Annotated in this window: 22 protein-coding genes; 3 read left to right on the top strand and 19 right to left on the bottom strand. The window is 37.8% G+C overall.

Going from position 1 to position 25,060, the window contains the following annotated elements:
- Positions 1–79: 79 nt before the first annotated feature.
- The 16 genes from HMPREF9007_RS10640 to HMPREF9007_RS27190 form a co-directional block, all read right to left on the bottom strand.
- Positions 80–301, bottom strand: a complete 222-nt coding sequence (locus tag HMPREF9007_RS10640; protein ID WP_002558131.1) for a DUF2795 domain-containing protein — start codon at positions 299–301, stop codon at positions 80–82.
- Between the two features lie 64 nt (positions 302–365).
- A complete protein-coding gene (locus HMPREF9007_RS10645; protein WP_008762007.1) occupies positions 366–929 on the bottom strand; it encodes a cob(I)yrinic acid a,c-diamide adenosyltransferase in 564 nt (187 codons plus the stop codon).
- A gap of 51 nt (positions 930–980) precedes the next feature.
- On the bottom strand, positions 981–1,604 hold the full coding sequence (locus HMPREF9007_RS10650) for a hypothetical protein (RefSeq protein WP_022470196.1): 624 nt from the start codon (positions 1,602–1,604) through the stop codon (positions 981–983).
- Between the two features lie 108 nt (positions 1,605–1,712).
- Positions 1,713–2,396, bottom strand: a complete 684-nt coding sequence (locus HMPREF9007_RS10655; RefSeq protein ID WP_008762005.1) for an energy transducer TonB — start codon at positions 2,394–2,396, stop codon at positions 1,713–1,715.
- Positions 2,397–2,891: 495 nt separating this feature from the next.
- Positions 2,892–3,251: a hypothetical protein gene (locus tag HMPREF9007_RS10660; RefSeq protein WP_008762004.1), complete on the bottom strand. Its 360-nt coding sequence runs from the start codon at positions 3,249–3,251 to the stop codon at positions 2,892–2,894.
- Between the two features lie 140 nt (positions 3,252–3,391).
- Positions 3,392–3,925: a sulfite reductase gene (locus tag HMPREF9007_RS10665; RefSeq protein WP_224200497.1), complete on the bottom strand. Its 534-nt coding sequence runs from the start codon at positions 3,923–3,925 to the stop codon at positions 3,392–3,394.
- A 286-nt stretch (positions 3,926–4,211) separates the two neighbouring features.
- Positions 4,212–5,228: a hypothetical protein gene (locus HMPREF9007_RS27775; RefSeq protein WP_225651354.1), complete on the bottom strand. Its 1,017-nt coding sequence runs from the start codon at positions 5,226–5,228 to the stop codon at positions 4,212–4,214.
- A 122-nt stretch (positions 5,229–5,350) separates the two neighbouring features.
- Positions 5,351–6,301, bottom strand: coding sequence for a hypothetical protein (locus HMPREF9007_RS10675; protein WP_008762001.1), 951 nt, complete (start codon positions 6,299–6,301; stop codon positions 5,351–5,353).
- A gap of 37 nt (positions 6,302–6,338) precedes the next feature.
- The gene (locus HMPREF9007_RS10680) at positions 6,339–10,130 is read right to left on the bottom strand and encodes a serine/threonine-protein kinase (protein ID WP_008762000.1); all 3,792 of its coding nucleotides are present in this window, start codon (positions 10,128–10,130) and stop codon (positions 6,339–6,341) included.
- A gap of 12 nt (positions 10,131–10,142) precedes the next feature.
- Positions 10,143–10,670: an FHA domain-containing protein gene (locus HMPREF9007_RS10685; protein ID WP_008761999.1), complete on the bottom strand. Its 528-nt coding sequence runs from the start codon at positions 10,668–10,670 to the stop codon at positions 10,143–10,145.
- Entirely contained in the window at positions 10,667–12,031 is a 1,365-nt protein-coding gene (locus tag HMPREF9007_RS10690) for an FHA domain-containing serine/threonine-protein kinase (protein WP_008761998.1), read from the bottom strand. The genes HMPREF9007_RS10685 and HMPREF9007_RS10690 overlap by 4 nt, the downstream gene beginning before the upstream one ends.
- Positions 12,032–12,033: 2 nt before the next feature.
- A complete protein-coding gene (locus tag HMPREF9007_RS27200; RefSeq protein ID WP_032850448.1) occupies positions 12,034–12,480 on the bottom strand; it encodes a hypothetical protein in 447 nt (148 codons plus the stop codon).
- On the bottom strand, positions 12,422–13,684 hold the full coding sequence (locus tag HMPREF9007_RS26310) for a Stp1/IreP family PP2C-type Ser/Thr phosphatase (protein WP_165000527.1): 1,263 nt from the start codon (positions 13,682–13,684) through the stop codon (positions 12,422–12,424). Before HMPREF9007_RS26310 ends, HMPREF9007_RS27200 begins: the two co-directional genes overlap by 59 nt.
- Before the next feature lie 15 nt (positions 13,685–13,699).
- Positions 13,700–14,275, bottom strand: coding sequence for an FHA domain-containing protein (locus tag HMPREF9007_RS10695; RefSeq protein WP_008761997.1), 576 nt, complete (start codon positions 14,273–14,275; stop codon positions 13,700–13,702).
- 23 nt (positions 14,276–14,298) lie between these two features.
- Positions 14,299–14,922, bottom strand: a complete 624-nt coding sequence (locus tag HMPREF9007_RS27195) for a serine protease (RefSeq protein WP_165000526.1) — start codon at positions 14,920–14,922, stop codon at positions 14,299–14,301.
- Between the two features lie 4 nt (positions 14,923–14,926).
- A complete protein-coding gene (locus HMPREF9007_RS27190) occupies positions 14,927–15,781 on the bottom strand; it encodes an FHA domain-containing protein (protein WP_165000525.1) in 855 nt (284 codons plus the stop codon).
- Positions 15,782–16,933: 1,152 nt separating this feature from the next.
- Between HMPREF9007_RS27190 and HMPREF9007_RS10700 the strand changes: the two genes are divergently transcribed.
- Positions 16,934–19,042 (top strand): BT4734/BF3469 family protein, encoded by a 2,109-nt coding sequence (locus tag HMPREF9007_RS10700; RefSeq protein ID WP_008761996.1) that lies wholly within the window; start codon positions 16,934–16,936, stop codon positions 19,040–19,042.
- A 124-nt stretch (positions 19,043–19,166) separates the two neighbouring features.
- Here the strand turns inward: HMPREF9007_RS10700 and HMPREF9007_RS27770 are convergent, their stop codons facing one another.
- Genes HMPREF9007_RS27770 through HMPREF9007_RS10710 form a run of 3 tightly spaced genes read right to left on the bottom strand, consistent with a single transcriptional unit; the run spans position 19,167 to position 22,292 of the window.
- Positions 19,167–19,451: a hypothetical protein gene (locus HMPREF9007_RS27770; protein WP_277754678.1), complete on the bottom strand. Its 285-nt coding sequence runs from the start codon at positions 19,449–19,451 to the stop codon at positions 19,167–19,169.
- A 14-nt stretch (positions 19,452–19,465) separates the two neighbouring features.
- Entirely contained in the window at positions 19,466–20,329 is an 864-nt protein-coding gene (locus tag HMPREF9007_RS10705; RefSeq protein WP_277754677.1) for a hypothetical protein, read from the bottom strand.
- A 10-nt stretch (positions 20,330–20,339) separates the two neighbouring features.
- The gene (locus HMPREF9007_RS10710) at positions 20,340–22,292 is read right to left on the bottom strand and encodes a dynamin family protein (RefSeq protein WP_008761995.1); all 1,953 of its coding nucleotides are present in this window, start codon (positions 22,290–22,292) and stop codon (positions 20,340–20,342) included.
- A 262-nt stretch (positions 22,293–22,554) separates the two neighbouring features.
- Between HMPREF9007_RS10710 and HMPREF9007_RS10715 the strand changes: the two genes are divergently transcribed.
- Positions 22,555–24,204, top strand: a complete 1,650-nt coding sequence (locus HMPREF9007_RS10715; RefSeq protein WP_008761994.1) for a sigma-70 family RNA polymerase sigma factor — start codon at positions 22,555–22,557, stop codon at positions 24,202–24,204.
- A 78-nt stretch (positions 24,205–24,282) separates the two neighbouring features.
- On the top strand, positions 24,283–25,059 hold the full coding sequence (locus tag HMPREF9007_RS10720) for a class I SAM-dependent methyltransferase (RefSeq protein WP_008761993.1): 777 nt from the start codon (positions 24,283–24,285) through the stop codon (positions 25,057–25,059).
- Position 25,060: the final 1 nt, after the last annotated feature.

Raw genomic sequence — 25,060 nt, 5'->3', positions numbered from 1 at the left:
ATTGTATGAGAATAAAAAATACCCGATAGCCGTGTGAAAGCTATCGGGTATTTTTATATGTTCGGTTTCTTTTTCTAAATCAATACTCTTCCTCGTTAAAAAAGAAATCTTCTTTACTAGGATAATCCGGCCAAATATCTTCGATACTCTCATAGATTTCGCCTTCATCTTCCATCTCTTGCAGATTCTCTATCACTTCAAGAGGAGCACCCGAACGCATAGCGTAATCAATCAATTCGTCCTTGGTCGCCGGCCAGGGAGCATCTTCCAGTTTCGATGCTAATTCCAATGTCCAATACATAATCTTGAGTATTAAAAAGTGAATACTTATTTTCTATTTTTCGGCAAAAGTATAATAAAATCTATCATTTCCAACTATTATCCCAGAATATTTCACTATTTTGTTCATCAAAATTAATTTTTCGGGATAAAACAAACAAATAATCTGATAATCTGTTGACAAAAGCTAACACTTCGGGAGAAATTGTACAAGTTTCGGACAGAGTCAGAATGCGACGTTCGGCTCTTCGACAAATCGTACGGCACACATGACAAACAGCCGCTCCACGGCTACCTCCAGGTATGATAAAGGCACAAAGTTCGGGCAGTTGTTCATCCAGCTTATCAATCTCGCGCTCGATGCGTTCCACATCTTCCGGAGTAAGGATACTGGCGGCTTTCAGTTGTGTTTTTTCCTGGTCAGTTGCCAGATGTGAACCGATAGAGAATAGCTTATGCTGTATACTCAGGATAAAATCCCGGTCTGCCTCATCCAGCAAATACGTATTCAGCCATCCCAGATGGGAATTAAGTTCGTCAATTGTTCCGTATGCTTCCAAACGAATATGGGTCTTCGGAACGCGGCTTCCGCCAACAAGACTGGTAGTTCCTTTGTCACCGGTCTTTGTATATACAAGGCTTTTTTTCATAAACGTCTATTTTTCATCATTACTATATATAAGATTAACGTATAAAGGTGATCAGAAGTTGACGATATAATGCTGTTTAATCTTTGTTGTATCAAAAAAAAGCAAGCCTGCATCATACAAGTCAAAAGTGATTCCCACCCGCTCATCATTCTGTAACTGTTTCCAAAGATTTTTCATTGCCTTTGAATAGCAGATCCCATGAACGACAAACAAACTATTCGGAGTAGTCCGACGGGAACAGATGTTAAAAACTTCTTCCAGCAAAGCCGGATTCCGATAGTCATTCAGATACAGAAAGTCTACCGGAGTATCGGCATCCAGAAAGAGCTCTGATAAGTCAGAAGCAAAAAGATACCCGGCAGAAGGTTTGGCTGACTGTAAATATAAAGAGGCTGCCGAGGGCTTTCCTACTTCTATGATAGTGGCCGGTTGCACTTTATTCACCAGGCGGAACAACAGACGGTTGATTCTTGGTATTCCTTTCTCCCACCCCTGTGTTGTGATTCGCTTTTTCTGTTCCACCTTCAGCAGGTCGTATGCATAATAAGGCATCTTCTCATAAATCACGTCCGTGATCAGACTGAAAGCAAAAGGAGAGTGCACACCATATCCACAACGGTAGCGGAAACGGGAGAGCCAGATAAAAGGTCTTTTTAGGTAATACAGAAGATTCATAAACCAGTCTTTCATTTTTTTGTTCGTGACGCAAAGATATATTATTTTATTGAAAAAAGGGTCGGCTCCCGCGGTGGACCGACCCTTTTAATCATTTATTTCAAGTAACTACTGCAGTCTGAATACTACAGGTACAGTATATTTTACTCGAACTTTCTTACCGTTCTGCACTCCGGGCTTCCACTTTGGCATTCCACTTATCACACGGATAGCTTCTTTATCCAGGTAAGCATCTACCCCTCGTACAACTGTCGGATTAGTAATCGATCCGTCTTTGTCTACAACAAACTGAACAATTACGCGTCCTTGTGAGCCCATCTCCTGAGACATTGTCGGGTATTTGATATGACTACTCAAATACTTCAGCAATTCAGCTGAACCACCAGGAAATTCAGGCATGATTTCTACACTTACGTGAATAACATCTTCCTCAACTTCTTTAGTTTCCACTACTGGCGGTACCCAAACAACCTTGTAAGGTTCATTCACATTGTCTGGTACTACTGAAACGTTATCCGTCACCTCTTCGGTATCATCTACTATTTCGAACAATTCTGTTACTTTAGTTTCCGGTGGAGGAGGCGGTTCCAGTTTCTCTTCAGGGAATGTGATTGGAACGAGCTCCGTTACAAAGATGGATTCATCATCAGATGATACTGCCGCAACTCTTACATCATGCTGTGTCCATTCGAACGATACGAACATGAAAGCAAGCACAACAACCAAACCCATCAACAACCAAGAACCTCTTTGATTCTCAATTGCAGCCTTTTTTGATTTTTTGGCTTCCATAAAAAATGTGTTTAAGTAATTAATAATAGAAAATATATAGCATATATACTACTTTTCGTTTTCTGTCTTAAGCATTACTTAAAGTGCTCTCTAGCTGCAATAAATATAGTATTTTTATGAATAGGATGTAACTTTAGTTCTTGTTTATTTTATTCTTTTTCCTTCTTTTGGATAAAATTTATGAATATTATTCCAAATTATCCCAACAAGAAATACCATCACGTTTCAGTTTCAAAACTAAGTAACAAATTAGCAATCCTATTAGTTGGAAAGGAATAGACTCCATTGCAATAGATGCAAAAGAAGCTAGTATACAAGCGGTTAACAATATCCAAAAACCAATTCTCTTCCAAGCAAACAACAATAGCATTCCTACTACGACAACTATATTACCTATGCCACAGAAATAATAAACTAATAACTGTGAAGAATCAGTGCAGGCATAGGTACCCCATGCCCATTTAGGGAAAAAATTAATAACAGAACAAAGTAGATTTAAAATGATGATAAAAAAGAAACAAAAACATTTCGACGTTTAGGCATATATTTTGTTTCTTCACAGAAAAGATTCCTATGTGTCCGCTTATATCTTTCCAGATCTCTATCAGCCAATATTTTCTCCTCTCTCATTTGTTGCTCAGCAATAGAATCAAGCCGTAGTTTATCTTCCGTTTGTATCCTCATTTCTTTTGACAATTTATTCCAAAAGGAAAAAATATCAATAGAGTTTTTAAAGCAAAAATCTTCTACTGAAGCTGTGTCATCAAAATGACTTACCTCATCAAATAAAATTCTTGTTGTAGGATATTCTTTAATAATATCAACTACTTTGTCTTTGGGGCTAAATGTTTCCATAAAAAAGTATTAATCATAATCCTTAGGTAATAATACAAAATCATAGAGAAATTGTCCATCAATATCATAATAAATATATTGGAAGCTAAAATTAGGATCCATACACTTAGTTATGAATTCTACATTGTTCCTATATGCTTTTATGTTTTCAATAGTGGATTCTTTCCTACTTCTCGCATTTTGCTAAGTTCTTCTTCTTTAAAATCACTTCTTCTCACATTCGAAATCTTATAAGAGTAAATCAGACGATTCTCATTATCAGCTAAAATAATGTCTTGCGCATAGAGGTTATCATCAACTTTATCACCTTTGACAAGATCCTTAATCGAACTAAGGTATTGACTAGCCTCTTCTCTAATGTTTGTATATTCTTTTTCTATATGGTCACATGTTTTTATTTCTAATGTATTCCACATTGAAAGAAACTCAGAACTATTTCCTTTTAACCATAGTTCAATAAATAAAAACGTAACATTATTTTCACAAAAAGCATACGCATTACCCTCGTAACATCTGCCATATAGATCGTTTTCGAATGAGACCTTCATGACTTCTCTGCCTATAAAAGAAGATTCTTCAATTCCATTTTTGAACAAAGCTTTATTAAAAAGGGGAATTTTTGCTTTAATAACTTGTTGATCCAATAGTAAAGTAGGATTTATTTGTTGATTCATGCACATAACCATTGCCATCACATCTATTATGTCCTCCCTATTGGAATGTGATAATGATATAAGCTGTCCTTGAGGAACTGACTGGAAGTTGTTCTATCTCAAATTTCCAAGAATCAGGAATTCTAATACTAAAATAATCACATTCATAATTATGCAAGTTTTGGCATGAGATTAAAAATAATACCCCCGCCAATAGCATGAATTCAAGTTTCATTTTCATATACATATTTTACTTCCAAATTATAATATAAAGTTTCTCAATAAAATAAGACATTTTCAGTCTTAACTATTTGGTCTTTACAGAAATACTATATAAAGAATTATCTCTAAAAATTGAAACCGATTTATTTCCCTTCGGATTCCCCTTATCAAAATCAAATGTAAACTCCAAAAGATTGTTATTAGAAATTGCCTTTATCTTTGCTTTCAGCACTTTACGTCCTTCAAACCCTATAATTTTAGGTTTTTCTAAAACATTTGGCTTTAAATCAGCTCTTTTTAATCGCAATAACCACGAATTATAAGGTAACTCCCATTCAAATTTAAAAGCTTTTATCCATTGTTGTGGCATAATAGTAGACCTCGTAATATACATATAATCAATAATAGCATCTCCATCAGTATCCTTAAAGATTACTCCTTCAATATTATATGTAATCCCTTGTTCATCTATTGGATTTTGTCCTTTATTCCGCAACTCAATCGTCGTTGTTTTTCCCAAATACACACCCAAAACGGGAAAAAACACACTATCAAAATTCTTTCGTATCGTACTTACAACCGGCTGAGATACTGACATGACCACAGGCTTTTTATCATCATAAAGCTTCTCAAAAACATCATTGGCTGATTCTAAAGCTTTTAGATTTGAATAAAATACTTGCATATATTCCTTCATGCTAGACACATATTGTTCTATTTGAAGAACAGCAGTATTTTCTTCACAATACATTTTTACACATTTATGAGTTGCATTAATTTCATTACAAATTTCCAACATTAATTCCTTTTTATAAGCATCTGGTCCCACTAAAGAAAATCCACGTCGACTAAATGTTATAAAAAACGGTTCCTCATCTGAAATAGTAATCCAGTGCAGCACTCCTTCTTTTTTAAAATAAATGACATTTGATCCATCCTTTTGATTGGAAAAGAATCCTTCTTCTTTCAAGAAATTAATCAATTCATTCTGAAAAACATTCTGTTTAGGAGTCAATTCTCCTCCTAAAGTCAGATCAACCGAACATAATAAAAAGATTATAATTATTACTGTTCGACGGGCTGCGATATTTCCTATTTTCATAATTATTTCATTTCAAACACACCAAAATTTTATAAAATTATTTCTCTACATTTTATAAACAAGCAAACTACTTACCAGCACTAACTAACATAAAAAGACAATCATGATCATCAAAGTTATTATCATATCGGTTCAATTGACATAAAAGGCCTAGTCATTGGTGTGTCCGCATTAGGAACATCAAATCCGCTAAAATTAAAATAAACAGTATAATCACTATCCGGATTCTTTGCTCGAAAATCCGCTTTAAAATAATTCTTATAGGTTCCTTTTCCCTTTTCTATTGTAGGAGCATCGTATTGTTGCACAATTTGAAATCCTATACTTTTAAGAAATTCAACCCACTGATTGTATGATCTACTTCTATCAAATCCTAACTGCTGAAAATTAGGTGGCAGTTGATGATAGCTACCTATTATTATTTTTCGAACCTTCCCATCTTTAGTATATACCCAACATGAATTAATTACATACCGACAACTGCCATCGTCCTCTTTTTTCTTTTCTGTATAATTCATTGCTTTCACAGCCGATTCAGTTGTATTAAAATCAATCCCATATATAGGTAAAAGCGATTCCGACGTGCCGGACGAACTTCGCACTACTCCTGATGAAGAAGAACAATAATCCGCCAATTCCTTTTTAAGCGTACTGAGCTGATCCATTAATTTATAAAAAGTGTATTTGAAATGTTCTGCATTAACCAAATACATTTCAGCATGGTAGGCATAGCTATCTTCAAAACAAACCACCTTTACAGCTTTATATGCATTTAGTTCTTTCAATGCTTTGGACACTTTATCGACAGAATATGTGTCATTATAAATATAAGATAACCCCACAGTTAAATACATGGGAGAAGTATCCCTTTTATCAATCGATATGAAATACTTGTCACCTTCTTTTTTGAATTGAATATTACCGTTAGTATTCAATTCCGGCATATACCCTTCTTCCTTCAAAAATAGCATAATGTCTGAGCGCAACTTCTTTTGAATTTCAGTAAACTCCTGTGCTAAAGAATCCATGCTTAAGCTTAATAAAGCAACGAACAACAATATTATCTTTTTCATACATATTAAAAATTACACAAGTTATTATAAAAACAAATTACTTCCTTATAGAACGCAATTGCCTTCCCTTACTATCAAACAGTATTCCCGTTATGACCACACTAGAGGGCAAACTTTCTGATTTTATCTTAGTAACGACCAATTTTATACTAGCAAAATACTCATTTACTTCCGCTTCCGTCATTTCATATTTTGATTTCGGAGTTTTAAAACTGAGCTCGCACGAATTGCTACCAGTAACTAAAAATGACGATGCAACTAAATGTTTAGTATTCTCTCCAAAATCAATAGGAAGTTCTGCATTAAATTTACGTACATCTTGCTGCCAATTTCGGGAAATTGGTTCGGGTGATGAATTTACCCACTCTTTTCCGTTCCATTTTTGTGTCAGCAGAATCCGTCCAGATGCATTCGTGTATTTCCGAGATTCCATCTCACCATCTTTATTATAAGTCAATTCGATTTTGCTATAGCCATCCTTACAATCAATAGACTTGCCATTTACTCCCAAATAGGATAGGCTAATAGCCTGTTGATTATCATTATACTCATACACTTCTTTGAAGTAACCATCAGGACAAAGCATAGGTTTATTCATTATATCATAATAACATTTTTCCTTCTCATTACCTGAAGAAGTATAACTGATAACAGCTTTGTGGTATCCATCCATACGGCTTATCAAAGGCTTCTCATTCTCATCAAAATAAGCTTCCAATAATAATTTTCCACGAGAATTATATTCGCTTTTCTGGATACTCCAACCTGTTTTCGGATTAATAATTAAATGTCCCTTCCCATCTCCAGCGGCCAAATATATCCTATTTCCCCATCTGTCATATCTACACAGACCTTCTGGTACCATCACTTTCGGATCAGTAGGCTTCCCATCTATACCGAAGAAAGACTGCTTTAAGACATTACCTAAAACATCATACTCACGAGTAGAACTTGCCCAGCCTTCGTTTGAAACCACTAATTGTTTATCTTTTCCATAATAAGAAGTACGAACAATATAACCTCGTTCATCATATTCATCCTTTTGGATCGCATATTTATCATTATTATAGGAAGTCAGCTCCCCATCTTTTCCATAGTACTCAATTTCAATCCGCTGATTTCTACTATTATAGATACAGACATATTTATGATAATCTAAAGAATTTAACGCTGGTTTATTGTTTCTGTCATAAACGGAGAACTCTATTTGATTATCAAATTTATCATATTTATATCTTGCTATTAGTTTTCCCGAAGCCAACTGTTCATCAGTACCAATTTCTATTTTCTCCAGTATATTACCTCGTTTATCTCGTTTATAATTAGCTCCAGCAGAACCATTTACCATCATCAACTTTCCACTTAAATTATAATAACGCAAGTTGGTCTCATTACCTTGTTCGTCAAACTTTGATATCCATTTTGCACAACTTCCAGCACATACGGTAAGATTGTTTTTATCATCAAAGAAACTACGTTCTGTTTCATTCCCATTATCATCATATACAGAATTCCACCCTGCAATATTTTCATTACTCAAAACTAAAGTCTTTCCTCCAGCATCATAAAAAGAAACTTTGATTTGATTTCCTCTTTTATCATAATCTCTTGCTGCAATAACAATTCCATTATTATCTTTACATGGCGATAAATCAACTCCTATGTTTACTAACTTAGTGATCAGATTCATGTCATTATACTCAGCCTTATACCCAGCCGTTCCATCCGATTTCAAACAAGGCTTTTGGTCTATACCATATGTGACATACTCTATTATATTACCAATTGAATCATAGTTGAGCTTTACTCCGGCATAACCTTCGTTTATTTCATTTAGTTTTCCATCAAGTCCATAAAACCACATTTCCTGAACATTTCCTCTATTATCATTGATATATTTAGCAGATGAGTTTCCGTCATTAGACAAACATTGATTTCCATCAACATCATAAAAAGTTTGATTTATAATATAGCCATTATCATCAAATTTACGAACGACCTTTGAAAATCCGTCATTAGGTATAAAACATGCCTTTCTATCTATATCCAGATAAGAAGCTTCGATAGGGAATCCATGCTGATCGTATATATATTTAATCCCAGCAACTCCATTCTTTTTAGGCAACATCAATTTCCCGTCAGCATCTTGATGAAGGGCATATACCACATTTCCGTATTTATCATACTCCATCACATACACACCAATACCATCAGCGTCATCATAAGCAGGTTTACCATCTACAGTCAAATACTCTGCTTTTACCCAATTATCGTTCTCATCATAATAAAATTTCTTCATCCCTAATCCCCATTTTGTAGCTTTCGGAGTACCATCAAATGACAAATAGTGTTCGCTCAAAACACGACCTTTCTCATCACGCACATATTTACGCCCATAAATATTATGCGCATCACCAACTAATACATTTTGGAAACCTGCATAGCGAATTGTTGACACATATCCATTTTCATCATACTCAAGCAACCATCTGGATATTTTTCCTTTTTCAACTCCATTATCCTCCAATGCACGCACATATCCTATAGTTTGAGCTCCCAAAGTCTTTTCCGTTCCATATTCATCATCATATTGAAATATTACAGTATTCAATTTATCATTATATGACTTCACATACAATACTTTCCCACTTCTATCCAACACTTTCGCACGGCTTATATTCCCCTTATCCGTATAATACAATAACATATCAAGCGGTCTTTCATTACGCTCCGATTCACCATCCTCGATAATATTCTCCTTGCTGTTCACATGAGACATACGCTGTAGTTTATGTTTTTTATATTCAAAACGATACAGCCTGTTCACATGACTCATCTCCCTGCTACTCAATTCTCCGATTCCCTGAGGAACTCCCCATTGTTCGACATAATCTTTATAATAATACACTTTCGTACGATTATAATCCCAAAAATAAACTCCACCTCCTATCATCAGCAAGACAATAGCAGCCACACTCGTCCATACCCATTTGGGAATCTTAGGAGGATAAATGACCCGATGCAATGCCTTTTTAAAATCGTCACATGTCTGATAGCGTTCTCCCGGTTCCTTAGCAGTAGCTTTATCTACAATCTTCTGTACTTTATCCGATACATATTTATAATAGGTCCGCATCCGTGGTAATGGCTCTTCAACTACTTTCTTATTAATATCATATTCAGTAAGTGTGGTGGTATCATAAGGAGCATTCCCCGTCAGCATTTGATGCAACATTACGCCAAGCGAATATATATCCGATCTAGAATCTAAATGATCACCTCTCACCTGCTCCGGACTCATATAGGAAGGTGTTCCCATCACCATATCATCCTTCTCCACAGATTCCCGATTGATAATAGTAGCAATACCAAAATCCAAAATTTTGGGAATGCCTTCTTTGGTTATAATAATATTCGCAGGCTTTATATCCCGATGGATAATATTATGTTCATGAGCATATTCCACTGCATCTAATATAGGCTCGAATAACGGACAAATCTTATCTTCCACGATCAAACCAGAAACGGTCTGTATATATTTGTCCAGACTAATGCCATCAGCATATTCCATAATCAGGTAGATACTACCCAATTCGTCAATATGGTAATCATGGAAACGAACAATGTTCTGATGATTAAGACTTGCCAAATGTTCCGCTTCTTCTTTCAGACGTTGACGGGTAAAATCATTAACCATGTCACTATTGATCACCTTGATGGCTACCTTTTGTTGTTTAATGTATTTGTGTTCTGCTAAATACACACTACCCATCCCTCCTTTTCCTATCAAAGAGACAATGGTATAATTAAGAACCTCCTTACCAATCATTTTATTCTTTTTTTAAGTTAACGAAAGAATGTTAATAAAAACTCCCAATCCAAAACCTACCCAAGCCCAAGTCGCAGCTTGAGATGCTCGGTGAGGAGTTTCCCCTTTCCAACAGAAATACATAATCCAGCCTGCTAACGGAATAAAAAAAGCTAATATTCCCCAGCCAATTTCCAATTCATCTTTTTTATACGATCTATATTCCTGTGAAGAAGATACAGGAATATGTTCGACTATTAAGGTATTTGAGCCGACTTTAGTTTCTTGTTCATAAGGATGAGCGCCTCTAATAGGTAACAAGGCATAAATTTGCGCCCATGGCAGAGGTATATGGTTGGACAGTAACACAGTAGCACCAGGAGCAATCACGACTTTTTCATTAAGAATAATACGCCCACCAATATTACTCCCGTTTTTACTGACATCTTTATATACATACTTATTATCAACCAAAGTAATTTCAGCATGGACGCGGCTCACTCTCTCATCTGCAATTACAATATCACAGTGACTACTTCTTCCTATTGTTATTGTTTTCATATACTACTTAAGATATTAATTATAAATCCGACTACAAACCCTATCCAACCACATATAGCAGCCGCTCTTGCTCGTCGAGGCGTCTCTTTCTTCCACTGTGCCCAAAGTACCCATCCTACAATTGGACATACCACAGACAAAATTCCATATCCTATCCCAAGTTTATCTTCCTTGACAGATGGAGTTGGAGGAGTAGGAGGCAGGATATCTCCTACCACTTCTTCCATTATGACAGTTCTTCCTCCTTTATCCCGAAGTTTCTGTATGACTTCGTCCCAATCTAAAAGATATTCGCTTCTCCCTGCCAGCCAGACATTCGGCAATGGGGACGGATTCTCAAAAGAAAATGGTATTTTAATGCTCCCATGACGTAAGTATTTGCCATCTACACTGGTGCCATTTGTACTACTATCTGTAAATAGGAGATAGCGATGTATCGAACCTGTACATCTTTCCTCCCTATATTCTATTTCCAGATGGTGACCGCTGATATAATCACTAGGAATGGTTATGTCACACTCTCTCCGCCCAACAGAAACTTTTACTCTATTCGGGTCTACCACCGTTTCTCTAAATAGTCCTGATTTAAATTCCATCACCGTTTGAAAACGACGAAGCATATTTTTATCTACAGCCTTCAATATCGCTTCTTGAGTTTGATCAGATAAATGCGGATTAAAAGTCTTTGCACGTGGAAATTCATCATTCAAAATAGAGCAAATAGTATCATAATCATTTGACCGCTTTTTGATGGCATGAGAACCAGTGAGCATATAATGTAACAAACAACCTAAGGAATAAATGTCTGTGCGATAATCTATGCTATCTCCTTTAGCCTGTTCCGGACTCATGTATCCGTCGGTCCCGATAATACGTCCGATTGTTTTGCCTGTGCTGGTTTTCATATCTTTAGCAATCCCGAAATCTATAATGCAGATACTACCATCGGGACGTACCATTATATTAGAAGGCTTAATATCACGATGAATGCATCCCATCCTATGTATATAAGCCATTGCATCCAGAATTTTCCCCATCAAGTCCTTTGCAGTAAATTCCGTATAAGGTCCTGCCATTTCCACATGGTGTTCGATGGTCTCTCCGTCTACATATTCCATAGGCAAGTACATATTTCCATGCTCATCCGAAAAAGGATTGTCAACAATGCCTACCACTGAAGGATGCCGCATCTTTTTCAATGCAGCAGCTTCAATATAGAAAAGTTCTTTAAACTCCGGGTTCATAGTAGCTTTACTATTCATCATCTTTATTGCTACACGTTTCCCATCGCCACTTCTCCCTTCATAGACGCTGCCCATGCCTCCTTGACCTATTACTTTTATCAATTCATATTCAGGCATAACTATTTTCCTTCCTTATTAATATTAAGACTAATAATTATATTAAGTAATACATCAGTAGAGTTCTCTCCTTCTTTCTCTTTTCCTTTTATTACAATATCTATTTTTTTAGGTGGTTCTTTCTCTGTAAAAGAGATATCAAATCCTGTTTCCTTTTTTGTTTTCTTGAAATAAGTTGCATCATATTCTATGTCAGTTATCTGAAAATGACGATTGAGTTTTGAAGGCTGTGATTGTCCTTCAACTAAAAAACACGCATTCTCACCTTCAATAAAAGAAAAGGCTTTTCTTTTAGGAACAAACTGAGCATCAACTCTATATGTAAGAGAATCCACTTTTCCAGTAGCTGCCACAATAGCAACAATACTACCATTTGCGGTATTACTTGCATCATTTACAACAGAGGGAGTAGATTCTTGATGAGTTTGCTTCGGCTGTGTCAATGTCATATCTTTTACCACAGGAACAACAAATTTGAATATCTTCACAGAGTCTGCCAAAGAAAAACGCAATTGTTCGTTTTTTAAACTCTTGTCGAAACACTAAAAGACGGTTACCATATGCCACATCAATATCCTCATCATACTTTAATGAATCACTTGACAGAGCACGGTTTATTTCTATCACCTTTTCTTTTTCTTTGCCCATAAGGATCTCCGTATGTCCTTGCTTATAATTTATTTCTAAAATATCTTCACCTTTCTGGAACTTAATTTCAGGCAACATAATAATTGTATCCCTTCGCATAAAGGATTTATATATAGTAATAGATTCCGACTTAAAATGCTTATTCCAAAAATAATAACCTCCACTGGCGCCAATACATATCAGCAAAATGACAGTTAATATGATCATTCCTATTTTTCTTCTTTGAGGTTTAGAAGGCGAACCAGGAGTAATAGAAAACTCTACAATCTCTACCGTTATATTGTCCAATCCCCCATTGTCCCTTGCTCGTTGTACTAAATAGTCCACACGTTCCTGTGACCCCATTTCAGATTGTCTGCTGACGATGCGTTCTATCTCCCTATCTGATATCATTCCGCTCAATCCATCCGAACAAAGCAAAAAACAATCTCCAGCTTCGGGTAAAATCGCATCAGGCAGTACTGTAGCCGGTTTCATATTGGCAATGCCTAAAGCATTTGTTATTTCGTTTTTCCGTGGGTGATGTTCTGCCTGCTCATTAGTCAGTTGTCCCATATCCACCAACATCTGTACATAAGAGTGATCCTTGGTTAGTTGTTTTATACATCTGTTACGTATTAGGTAAACACGACTATCTCCCACATGACCTATATAAACTTTAGAGTCACGGACCAACAACAATACACATGTAGACCCCATTCCCTGCAACTCAGGTTGTATCATTGCCTGATGAAGTATAGCCTTATTGGCAGCATCAATAGCTTCTCCAATGGCTTCACGAGGATCTTCATAATACTGTCCGTCAAGAAAACCATGAATCGCTTCTACAGCTAAGCGGGATGCCGTAGCTCCTCCGACGTGCCCTCCCATACCGTCACATACAACAGCAGCAAGGCCATTGATCGTTTCGAAGTTGCCCATACTGTCTTCATTTGCCTGACGTTTGCAGCCAATGTCGGTACGCCCTGCAATGTGACAATAGTTATATATATTTTCTTCTTTCATTGCCTAATTTGCTTTTTATTGAGGAATAGCCAAGAAAATCATTTTGGTAGCTCCCAAAACAATAACATCATTCGTATACAACTGTACACGGTCACCTACAAATGTTCCATTAATATATGTACCATTTGATGAATTCTGATCAGCAGCCCAGAAAATACCTTCAGCCTCTCTGTAAAGTATCAATAAATGCTGGGATGACATATTGCTATCTCCTGGAATAGGAATATCTGAAGTAGCAGCACGTCCTATCACATTTCTCCCCTCATAGATTTTGTATACTTCGCCCATTGGATTCTGGTCGTAAGAAACCAGTAAGCCTACCAAACGACGATTGTCAGAAGCCATTCCTGTTCCACCCGTAGGATTAACGTGACGAATAACAGTAGCACCTCCCGGATTATTTTGACCACTTTTCCCAAGGTCTATTGTATCCGTTTCTGCGTTCATATTTCCACCTAGCACTTGAGTTTTACCTGTCGTTGTATCATCGTCGAGTACTCTAGTTGAATGGGAAGAAGGACAAAAAGGACAATTATCCCCATAAATACTCGAATCATATTGATGTCCGTTTATACATTTTTTTGTTGCCATAGTTATTATAATATTTAGTATGATTATTTAATTAATTCCACCGCTCGTTTGGGTTGTACAGCCTGATTGTAGCCTTGCGACAATCCTAAATATCCCGAAACGATAACGCCCGCAAACTTTCCTCTTTCGTTAAATACTGGCGAACCGCTTGCCCCCTGATGTATCGTAATATTATGCCCATACTGATATTCGCCTCTTTGCTGAGTAATCTCTCCGCTCTGATTATTCGCTTCCAAACCGATCTCTGTATCTCCCAAAATAAAAGATTGAGGGAAACCTATAGTATATACTTTCTTGCCTAACTGTAACTCCTTATCCGTAACGATATCATTCAGATCAACTATATTAACTACTCCATCTGGAGTCTTCTTTGTATTTACCTGTATAATTGCAATGTCTATCTTATCATCATTACTCACTTTACAAATTGAGCATGGGATAAAGTCGTTTACCGAACTCACATGAGTATCATTCAAAGCAACTCCTGTATAAAAGATATTATATTTTACTGTAACAGCACGCGCCAACGCTAATGCTCCTGCATTATTGGGATACCTTTTCACAATAGCCATTTGAATAGTTTCCTTTACTTTTTCCGCTTTTTCTTTTTCTCCGTCCAGCAACGACACAACATGTTTATTGGTCATTATCTTACCATCTGTAGAAATGAAAAAATCCTGTCCCTGACGATCCGCCTACTCCTTGACACACATCATCTTTATCGTCCAAATAGAAATAATTCCACGAATCATCTCCCATATATTCGCCCAACAACTTATCACCAACACTCGCTACATAAGCAGTTTTTTGATAAATCAACACAACCGATTTCTGGTATTTTTCGTAGATTTCTTCCGGAGGCAACGACCGGTGTGTCCAATAATACCAGATACCTACACTCACTGCCAACAAAATCAAAAAGGCACTGCCCCACTGCCACAAGTACCCTCCTTTGGGAGGAGTCAAAGCAAATATATTCTCCCACTGCAACGGATACTTTTTAGAAATTAGCACTACATCTCCTTTCACCAAGACATGAGACGAAATTCTGTTTCCATTCACATAAGTACCGTTCGTCGAATTGTTGTCAATGATTAACACGTCCCCATTAGATCGTTGGCATAATATAGCATGTTCACTCGACACATCATCAAAATTCAACCGAACTTGAGCCTCCGAAGAACGTCCGATACTCCGTCGACCTTTTACATCAGGCGGAATAATCACCTGTCCCTTACCAGCAGATACCACTGTCTTCTCAGGTTGCTGTATTATTCTATTCCAATCAATGCTTGTATTACCCAACTTCACTTTGTCACCATTTGACAATTGCACCTGATTTTGTATACGCATGCTGTTAACAAAAGTTCCATTTTTAGAATTAAGATCTTTAATACATACTATACCAGAACTCGACACGGTGATGACAGCGTGCTGTGATGATACGCCCGGGTCACTTACCACAACATCATTAACGGGATTCCGCCCAACCTTGATAACTCGCATAGACTCTTCCTTATTTATTATTCGTATATTTCTCTATATTTCAGTCTGTTACATTTCAACAAGCATCCAAATGTAGCAAATTAATATAATAAAAAAAATCGCAAAAAGTATCAATTGTACCTAAACGGTCAAAAAAGGGGATTATTACTTCAAAAAACATGCTTATTATGAGTTTTTTTTCCTATCGTAATTAAAGAACTTTTTATAGCGGCTGTCTATCTCCGATTTTCATCTTCACCAACACTAATCGAAATACCCCATCAACAAAATTAGTTTATAGAATGAAGTCTTGATTCATTGACCTGCCCTTCAAATAATTGCCATTGAATATATGTATTTCAAACCATACAAGAATGAATCTTTACCTAGTACAGTAATGTTATGATAAATAAGGCTTTCTTTTTTCATCAATCTATGGAAAATTTAACTTCCATAGCTATAGACTCCGGTAGGTTTCATAATTGTTCCTTCGCTATCTTCACTCCTTTCTATCATACCATAATCCTGTTAAGTCATATCGTGACAAACATTCCTATTAACATTTCTCCATCATTTCAGATAAAATTATAAAAAACATTAAGTTTTTTTCTATCACCTATCACCCACCGCTCCACATCCATTTATTCATCGCACTTGCAGACAAGATGACAAGTTATCCGAACCTATCACCACATCTATCACCTATCACCACTTGTGTCATCCAAAACATTAATACTTATCACCTAGGATATTAGTAGATAAGTTCTACTCTATTAGAACTAAACTTACTTTTCTCTAATAGATAAGTTATTTTCCACCTATTGAAAACTATAAACGCAATCTCTGTTTTTATAAATGCAAGCTTCATTTATAAAAACAAAGATTTCATTTCTATAATTAAAACTTGCATTTGTAGTTTATAAGCGGACAAAAACAACTTTACTATTAGAGGAAAGGAACTTTGCAATAGGAAGAAAGGAACTTTTCTATTAATAGACAACACGTAAACCTATAATAGACAACGAACCAACCGATATATAAAAAACTTTAAGAAAAGTACAACACAAACATTTGTGAAGCCGAATAATAAAGCGTACCTTTACATGCCTTCCGGAAGAAAGACATTAACAATAACAAATTCAATAATTAGATCATTTTACAGACACATTCATTATGAAACTTACTTTGATGCGGGACAACGGAGGGACACCAACCATGCGAACGTTGGACATAAACCTACAAATAGAAGCGATGAAGCATGAGACGAAAGCCCAACCGATCAGCAATCTACGGACAAGCATACGTTACGCATCACCGGACGCCAAGCTGGACGACGCCAAGAAATTGGCAAAAGTCATCCCGGCTGCAGCTTTTCGCAAAACGGCCAACGGCATACAGATGACCGCATACAACGGAATCATACAAATAGAAGTCAATCATCTGGCAAACTTGATGGAAGTGAACCGGGTGAAGCAGGAAGCGGAAGAGCTTTCGCAGACTTATCTTGCTTTCATGGGTTCCAGCGGACATTCCGTAAAAATATGGGTACGGTTCACACGACCGGACAAATCACTTCCCAAAAACCGGGAAGAAGCGGAAATCTTTCAAGCGCATGCCTATAGAAAAGCTGTCAGCTTATACCAGCCGATACTCTCCTATTCCATTGAATTGAAAAATCCGGCATTAGAGCAATTTTGCCGGCAAACATACGACCCGGAACTTTATTACAATCCCGACTCCACCATTATGTATATGCGCCAGCCAATGGAAATGCCCTCGGAAACGACCTACCAAGAAGCCGTACAGGCGGAAACATCGCCATTCAAGCGATTGATCCCGGGATATGACAGTCTTGAAACATTGTCTGCGCTCTTCGAAGTGGCTTTAAACAAGGCATGCCAATCTTTAAGCGAACTTCAGCCGGGGATATATCCCCGATCCGATGAAGACTTGAAGCCTTTATTGGTTCAGTTAGCCGAAAATTGCTTCCAGGCAGGCATACCGGAAGAAGAAACCGCCCGTTGGGCAATCGCTCATTTATATAGGCAGAAAAAAGAGTTTCTGATCCGCCAGACAGTACAGAGTGTATACACCATTGCCAAAGGCTTCGGCAAAAAATCTCCCCTATCGGCAGAACAGGAACTGGAGCTGCGAACGGAAGAATTTATGCAACGCAGATACGAATTCCGTTACAATACAATGACGACAGTAACGGAATATCGGGAACGGAATACGTTTTGTTTCTACTTCCGTCCCCTGAGTAGCCGTGTTCGAAACAGTATCGCCATGAACGCAAGGCTGGAAGGACTCAGTCTTTGGGACAGGGATGTGGTCCGTTATCTGGACTCCGACCGGATTCCGATTTTCAATCCGATCGAAGATTTTCTCTTCGGACTGGATGTACGTTGGGACGGGCACGACCGGATTCGCGAACTAGCAGCCCGGGTTCCCTGCAACAACCGACATTGGGCGGACTTGTTCTATCGCTGGTTTCTGAATATGGTGGCACATTGGCGGCAGACAGACCGGAAATATGCGAATTGCACTGTACCATTGCTCGTAGGTCCGCAGGCTTACCGAAAGTCTACTTTTTGCCGGAGTTTACTTCCTCCCGAATTACAGGCATATTACACGGACCGCATTGATTTCAGTAACAAACGGGATGCCGAGATATCCCTCAATCGGTTCGCACTGATCAATATGGACGAATTTGACCAGAACAGAGTGAATCAACAGGCTTTTTTGAAACATATTCTTCAGAAACCGATTGTCAATGTCCGCCGTCCACACGGTACGGCTACGCAAGAGATGCGTCGTTACGCCTCCTTCATTGGGACGAGCAATCACAAAGACCTGCTGACGGACACTTCCGGTAGCCGCCGTTATATTGTTGTCGATGTGACCGGACCAATCGATTGTTCCCCAATTGATTACGAACAGCTCTATGCACAGGCGATGCATGATCTATACAAGGGGGAACGGTATTGGTTTGATCCGGAAGATGAGAAGGTGATGAATGAAAGTAACCAGGAGTTCCAAGTGATGCCAATTGCAGAACAATTATTCCATGAGTATTTCCGGGCAGCTACAGAAGGAGAAGAATGCGAACAATTCCTTGCCATCGAAATTCTGGAGCAGGTGCAACATGATAGCAAGATTCGCGTATCCGATTGCAATATTATTCAGTTCGGAAGAATATTACAAAAGAATCGGGTGCCTTCTGTGCATACCAAACGAGGTAATGTGTATCGGGTGGTACGGATTAAAGCAAAAAGAGAATAAATATATGTGTGTGCAGACGGTGATAGGTGATAGATCAGTGGCAGATGGTCTGCGACCTATCACCAGCATACATTACTGATGAATAAAGAGTTTCAGGAGGTGGTGACAGGTTGAAAGAGGAAAATCAATTTTCATTAGTTTCCTTCACTTTCTTCCCGCCAATAATATTCAGAATAATGTTCATAGCCCCCTTTCCCACGAAAGAAGTACCTACCACGACAACTTTGGGCAAAGACTTCAACGCCTCTTTCACGGCTACACGCTTTGCTTTTCTTTTGGCTTTGATTCCATTTAATGAATTCATTCCATCAATCAGATAGTTACGCGTCACATAACCGATACGCAAAGTCATCAACGAATTCACGATTCCATCGCATATCGAGCCGATGACTACACCCGGTATTTTCACATTAGACAGAATGCTCAAAAAGCCGGTATCTCCCGAAACGGTATCACCAATGTCATCCAAATCAACATCGGCAGCGTCAACAGAAGCATCGGAAATATCGATATCGGAAGCTGCATCCGAAGACTGGTCTGCCAACGAACCGAAGGGGCAACCGAACCCATATCTCTAAAGACCTCCGATGCGACGAAAGTCATTAATGAAGTAACCAGAATATTGACATACTGCCGGAACAACTGTTGCCTCGTAGGCCGGAAACCGGAAGCTACAATCACATCCTCTATCATTTTATAATTCATATAAAGCACGGATACAGTGTCCAGCTTTCCATTCTGCGAAATAGCCGTAATCATAAAGACAGATTTTGCCCATTCTATAATACGACGATTGATACCGATGATACGAACCGAATACATATCCTCTATACGCGGACCTGAAGTTTCTTTCAGTTCTCCCCCTTCAATGCGCAATTTCAACTCTTCGCTTATGATTTGCACCAGTTCTTCCTTACTCGTTGCATAGCGTTCCAAATCTTCACGCAATCTCTGCTGATGCAGTTTTCTCAACTCGGAACAGGACTTATCTTTAGGTATATAATTGCAGTTATCCGCCAGTTTATGTCCAAACGCAACAAGTTGTGCAGTATTCCACTCCCCATCAATAGACAAAGCCGGAATCTGCGGAGCACGATGCACCCGAACGACCGGACGTATAACGACGGCATAAAATACAACCAGAATCAAGGTGTAAAAAGCATACTCTGCCCACGCAACCTGCGATAAGGAGGCTATTTTCTCACCAATAATAATGATGTTACCCAACAATAAAATCACAAAAGAGCCCAAAAACAGGAGTGTGATAATTAATAAATTTCGTTTCATTGGCTTATTCTTATCTTATTGAATCCTTAAAACTCTGAACTTGTGCATTTATTGACCGAAGCAACGCATCCTTCCTGTCAAATTCTTCTTTATCAGACACCAGCGCATTCAGATACATTGTTTTTTGTTGTTCCAAAAAATCAATGATACTTTGTTTGCGTACAGGCACATACTGATCATAAAGGTCATTAGCCGCCTTATATATACTCTTCCCGACAGTCAGCTGAAGATATCCTTTGATCGTTTTCCCGGTATGCGTATGATCGATTCCGGTGATACATTCCATCGCTTTTCTCAGAAAACTCTGAATTTCCATTGTCGAATAAGTCCCGAACGGATTGGGTATTCCGATATGCGGAACAGTCGGATTATTAATATTCTTCACATCAAAAGCTCCCTGCAAATCAAAATCGACCACCGGAAAATCCGTCACTTGCGGCACTGAATCAAAAAGTGCACAACCTTTTTGCTTCAGAAAAGTATTCATCTTCTCTATAAAAGCTACATCATCTTTCAAGTTAGAAAGTTTCCGCAAATACTGCCGAGCCAGACTATGTTCATGGGAATCAAGGAATTTACTTTTTATCGCCGCTGACGAATCAGTCATAAACTTTGTAACAAGGCTGCGTGTCGCATCTTTCCCCTTCGCTCCACCGGCAAATGCGGAATTGCATCCGGAATCATAATACTCCCTAACGATTTCAGTAAACTCTTTCAAATCATCATCCATATAGACTTGCACCATTTTTCTAAAATCGCTCCCATCGTAACTAAGTTCACTCGCCTGACGGAGTAACTCGTCAAACGAAGTTCCCGCAGCCTGATATTCTATATCGATTGCTTCCTGTTGACCAATTGATTCTCCAACTAAATTATCCAGTTTTTCCAACTGATTCAGCGTTCTTCCGATTACGCTTCTCAGACGTATATCAGTACTATTGGAGATCACCTTGCCATACAAATCCTTCTCAAATCTCTGAAATTTCGCAGCTTCTTCCTGAAGATCCTCCATTCCCTCATAGCTGGCAGCATCCGCCACTTTTCCCAAGTTCAAACTATATATATTCTCCTTCAACTGGAAGTTACGTCTGCCCATTTCATTCTCGGCAAATTCTACCTGTGCCTTAATTACAGCCTGCTTCTCCTCTTCCGAATGCCAGTAAGCCGCTTCAAACACATTATGTAGAAGACAAACCGGAACTTTCGGATTATTCTCCTGCAGCAACTTCAGAAAACGATTGGAAACCTTCGATATAGCAGAATTTGAACTTTGCACAAATATCACGAAATCTGCCCTTTGAGAGATCGTTTCATAAATAGGATTATCCAAATTCGCATACCCGCCATCCAGCCCGGGCATATCCACCAGAAATATATTATCTTTCAAAAGCTCCCCACCGGAAGTTGTTATGGATGTCACCAGCGTATGATCTGTATTTATCACGCTTTCTTCCAAAGCTAACGAAACACACTCCTCCAGATTAGCATCATTCAATTCTTTCTTTTCAATGCTTATCTCGGAAATGCTTTCCAGTTTTTCAAATCCGCGCAGGCTATCAATGACCGAATCAAACTGTTCTACCTTTCTGGCTTTATCAGCAACAGAAAAAATACGGGTAATGGATTCCTCCTGTCCTTTTGAAATTATAGACGGACGCACCGTACACTCTAAAAAATGAGTGGGGCTGACATGAGCATGTGCTATGAGATTTACTAAAGTAGATTTTCCCGATTTCACGGGTCCAACCACTAATATAAGAAAAGATCCTCCGTCAAACTCGGAAACACGATTGTTTAGTTTCTGAGTTGATTTACAAACAGCCTCCAAATCTTTTATTTCCCTTACTGACTCCAGAGTTGACATCAATTCCTTAGATCTGTTCTTCAGTATATTCAAGAATATCTTAAGCTCCGACGAGGACATTGTTTCCACTCTTTCTTCTATAAATTTGTATTTACCCATAAACGAGATTTAAATAATGGTACAACCGACTATTCACATGTCATTATAATAATGATGATAAAGTTAGTAGTTTGTCGGGAAATAAAAAATGTATAGAGCACAAAGATTGCATAATAATTGAAAGTTCGTCAAAGTTTTATGAATTCAAGTTCAATTTATCAACAAAAAGTTTCTTCATATCCGCAAAAAACAAGATGTTAAAAACCGAAAAAGCATGCAGTCTTTTCGTTTTCTATTCATCATATTAAAATAATACACGCACATGGATATAAAAGAACTTGTAGATTTATGTAAAAAAGGGAATGAGCAGGCATTAAGTCTACTTTATAAAACCTATTCGAAAAAGATGATGGGAATATGCCTTCATTATATACCTGATAAACAAATCGCACAAGATCTCCTACACGACGGATTCATTGTCATTTTCACTTCGATTAAGACATTACGTACTCCCGAAAAACTGGAAAGCTGGATGGGAATAATTATGAAGAATATTTCATTAAGGTATCTCAACCAAAAGAGTACAAACTCTGCAATTCCCTTATCTGATATCCCTGAAAACGAGGAGCCTATTGACAATTCGCTATCATCTGATTCTATTCCTTATGATAAAATAACAGAAATGGTAGAGAAATTGCCAGAAGGATACAGCAAAATCTTCAAGTTAGCTGTATTGGAGGGATTATCTCACAAGGAAATAGGTAAACTGTTGAATATAGCTCCCCACTCCTCCTCTTCTCAATTATTCAGGGCAAAAGTCTTACTTAAAAAGATGATTTCTGATTACAGGCTGATTCTTATACTAGTGATTTTATTTTTTTTCCCAACGATACACGACTATCTATACTGGAAAAGAAAAGAGACTAAAGATAATCATTGGTCTAACAATGTCATTCGGAAAGTGAAATTAGATAAGAAAGAAGAAAATGAGAGCATTACCTCTTCCGGACATATCTCTCACTACAAAGAAGAACCCCCTTTTAATACTACTTTAGCAAACCTCCCCCGGTTAGCATTAGACACAAGTGCAACAGGATTATCTACCACTTCTGAAATAAAAGACTCAGTAGAGAAACAGCCTGTTGCCAAACCATCTTTTACATGGGAGCATGCAGAGAAAATTATTACATTCTCATATTCAAGCCAAGAATTCACTTCACTCCCCAAAAAGAAAATAGGGAAATGGAAAATGATGTTGGCAGGGTCAGTCGGACCACAACTGGCACAAAACCTATACAAGTTGATGACAACACCACACTCTGACGGTTTGGAAAGCGGTCTCCCCCAGCAAGTCAATACTTGGGAAGAATATTATGACTATTTAAACACCCGCAATCAGGAAGGAACCTTAGGAGACTCGCTTACGCTAATGACAATTGCCAAGAACAACAGTGGAAGAATTATAGAACATCAACACCATAATAGCCCCATCACTATCGGACTAGCATTGAACAAAAAGTTGAATAACCACTGGAGTATAGAAACCGGATTACAATATATTTATTTAAAATCAGAGTTCACCACAGGAAAGGAATATCGGATTCAGGAAACCCAGAAGCTCCATTACATAGGTATTCCTCTCCGTATTTCCTACCGTTTTGGGAATTATAAACAATTCTCATTTTACTCAACAGCCGGTTTACAAATGGAAATCCCGATAAAAGGAACTCTGCATACTTCTCATGTCACAGATAGTGTCCCCATTAATTTGGGTTACCAGTCATTAGATGTACCTTTGCAATGGTCAATCAATGCGAGTACAGGTGTACAATACCACTTTACACCTCACACCAGCATCTATATAGAGCCAACCATTAATTACTATATTCCCGATGGAAGTTCATTGCGCACAATCCGAAAAGAACATCCGGTTACGTTCTCTGTTCCTGTAGGCATTCGTTTCTCTTGGTAAAAAAACATTCTGCCATGCAGTCTTCCGGCTGATAGTTTATCATAACTATAGAACAGTTAGAAACAATAGACAAATCAGATGCAGAAACGACATACAAACCGTGAACGTTATTTTGAGGAACAAGCTCAGACTACGAGAAATTATTATATTCCTTATATTAAAGAATATACTGGAAATCTGCCAAACAAAGTATTGGAAGTAGGGTGTGGCGAAGGAGGGAATCTGCTTCCCTTTGCCGAGCTAGGTTGTGATGTCATTGGAATTGATATTGCCGCATCCCGAATTGAACAGGCACAAAACTTCTTCATCACTAAAAGGCAAAAAGGAACTTTCATCGCTTCTGATATCTTCTTATTAAAAGATTTACAGAAACATTTCCCGCTTATTCTCATACATGATGTAATAGAACATATCGACAACAAGGAGCAATTTCTGCGCAACTTAAAAAAATATCTATCGCCTAACGGAATGATCTTCATTGCTTTTCCTGCCTGGCAAATGCCATTCGGCGGACATCAGCAGATTGCAAGAAGTAAGATTATCTCTCATATGCCATTTATACATTTACTACCTCGTATTTTGTATAAATGGATATTGGAATTATTCAGCGAACAAGAAAGTACAGTCAAAGAGTTATTAACTATCAAATACACCCGATGTACAATAGAAATGTTTCGAAGAGTAGTAAAACAGACTGATTATCAAATCGTCAATGAACAGTTATACTTTATTAACCCACACTACAAAATTAAATTTGGACTAACCCCTCACAAATTAAACAAAACAATAGCATGTATACCTTTCATTAGAAATGTATTCAGTACAAGTTGTTTCTATTTAATAAGACCAACATAGC

The sequence above is a fragment of the Bacteroides sp. 1_1_14 genome (assembly GCF_000162515.1).
Lineage (GTDB): Bacteria > Bacteroidota > Bacteroidia > Bacteroidales > Bacteroidaceae > Bacteroides > Bacteroides thetaiotaomicron.
Note: the sequence above shows the minus strand (reverse complement) of the source record. Positions and strands in the feature narration are given on the sequence as shown.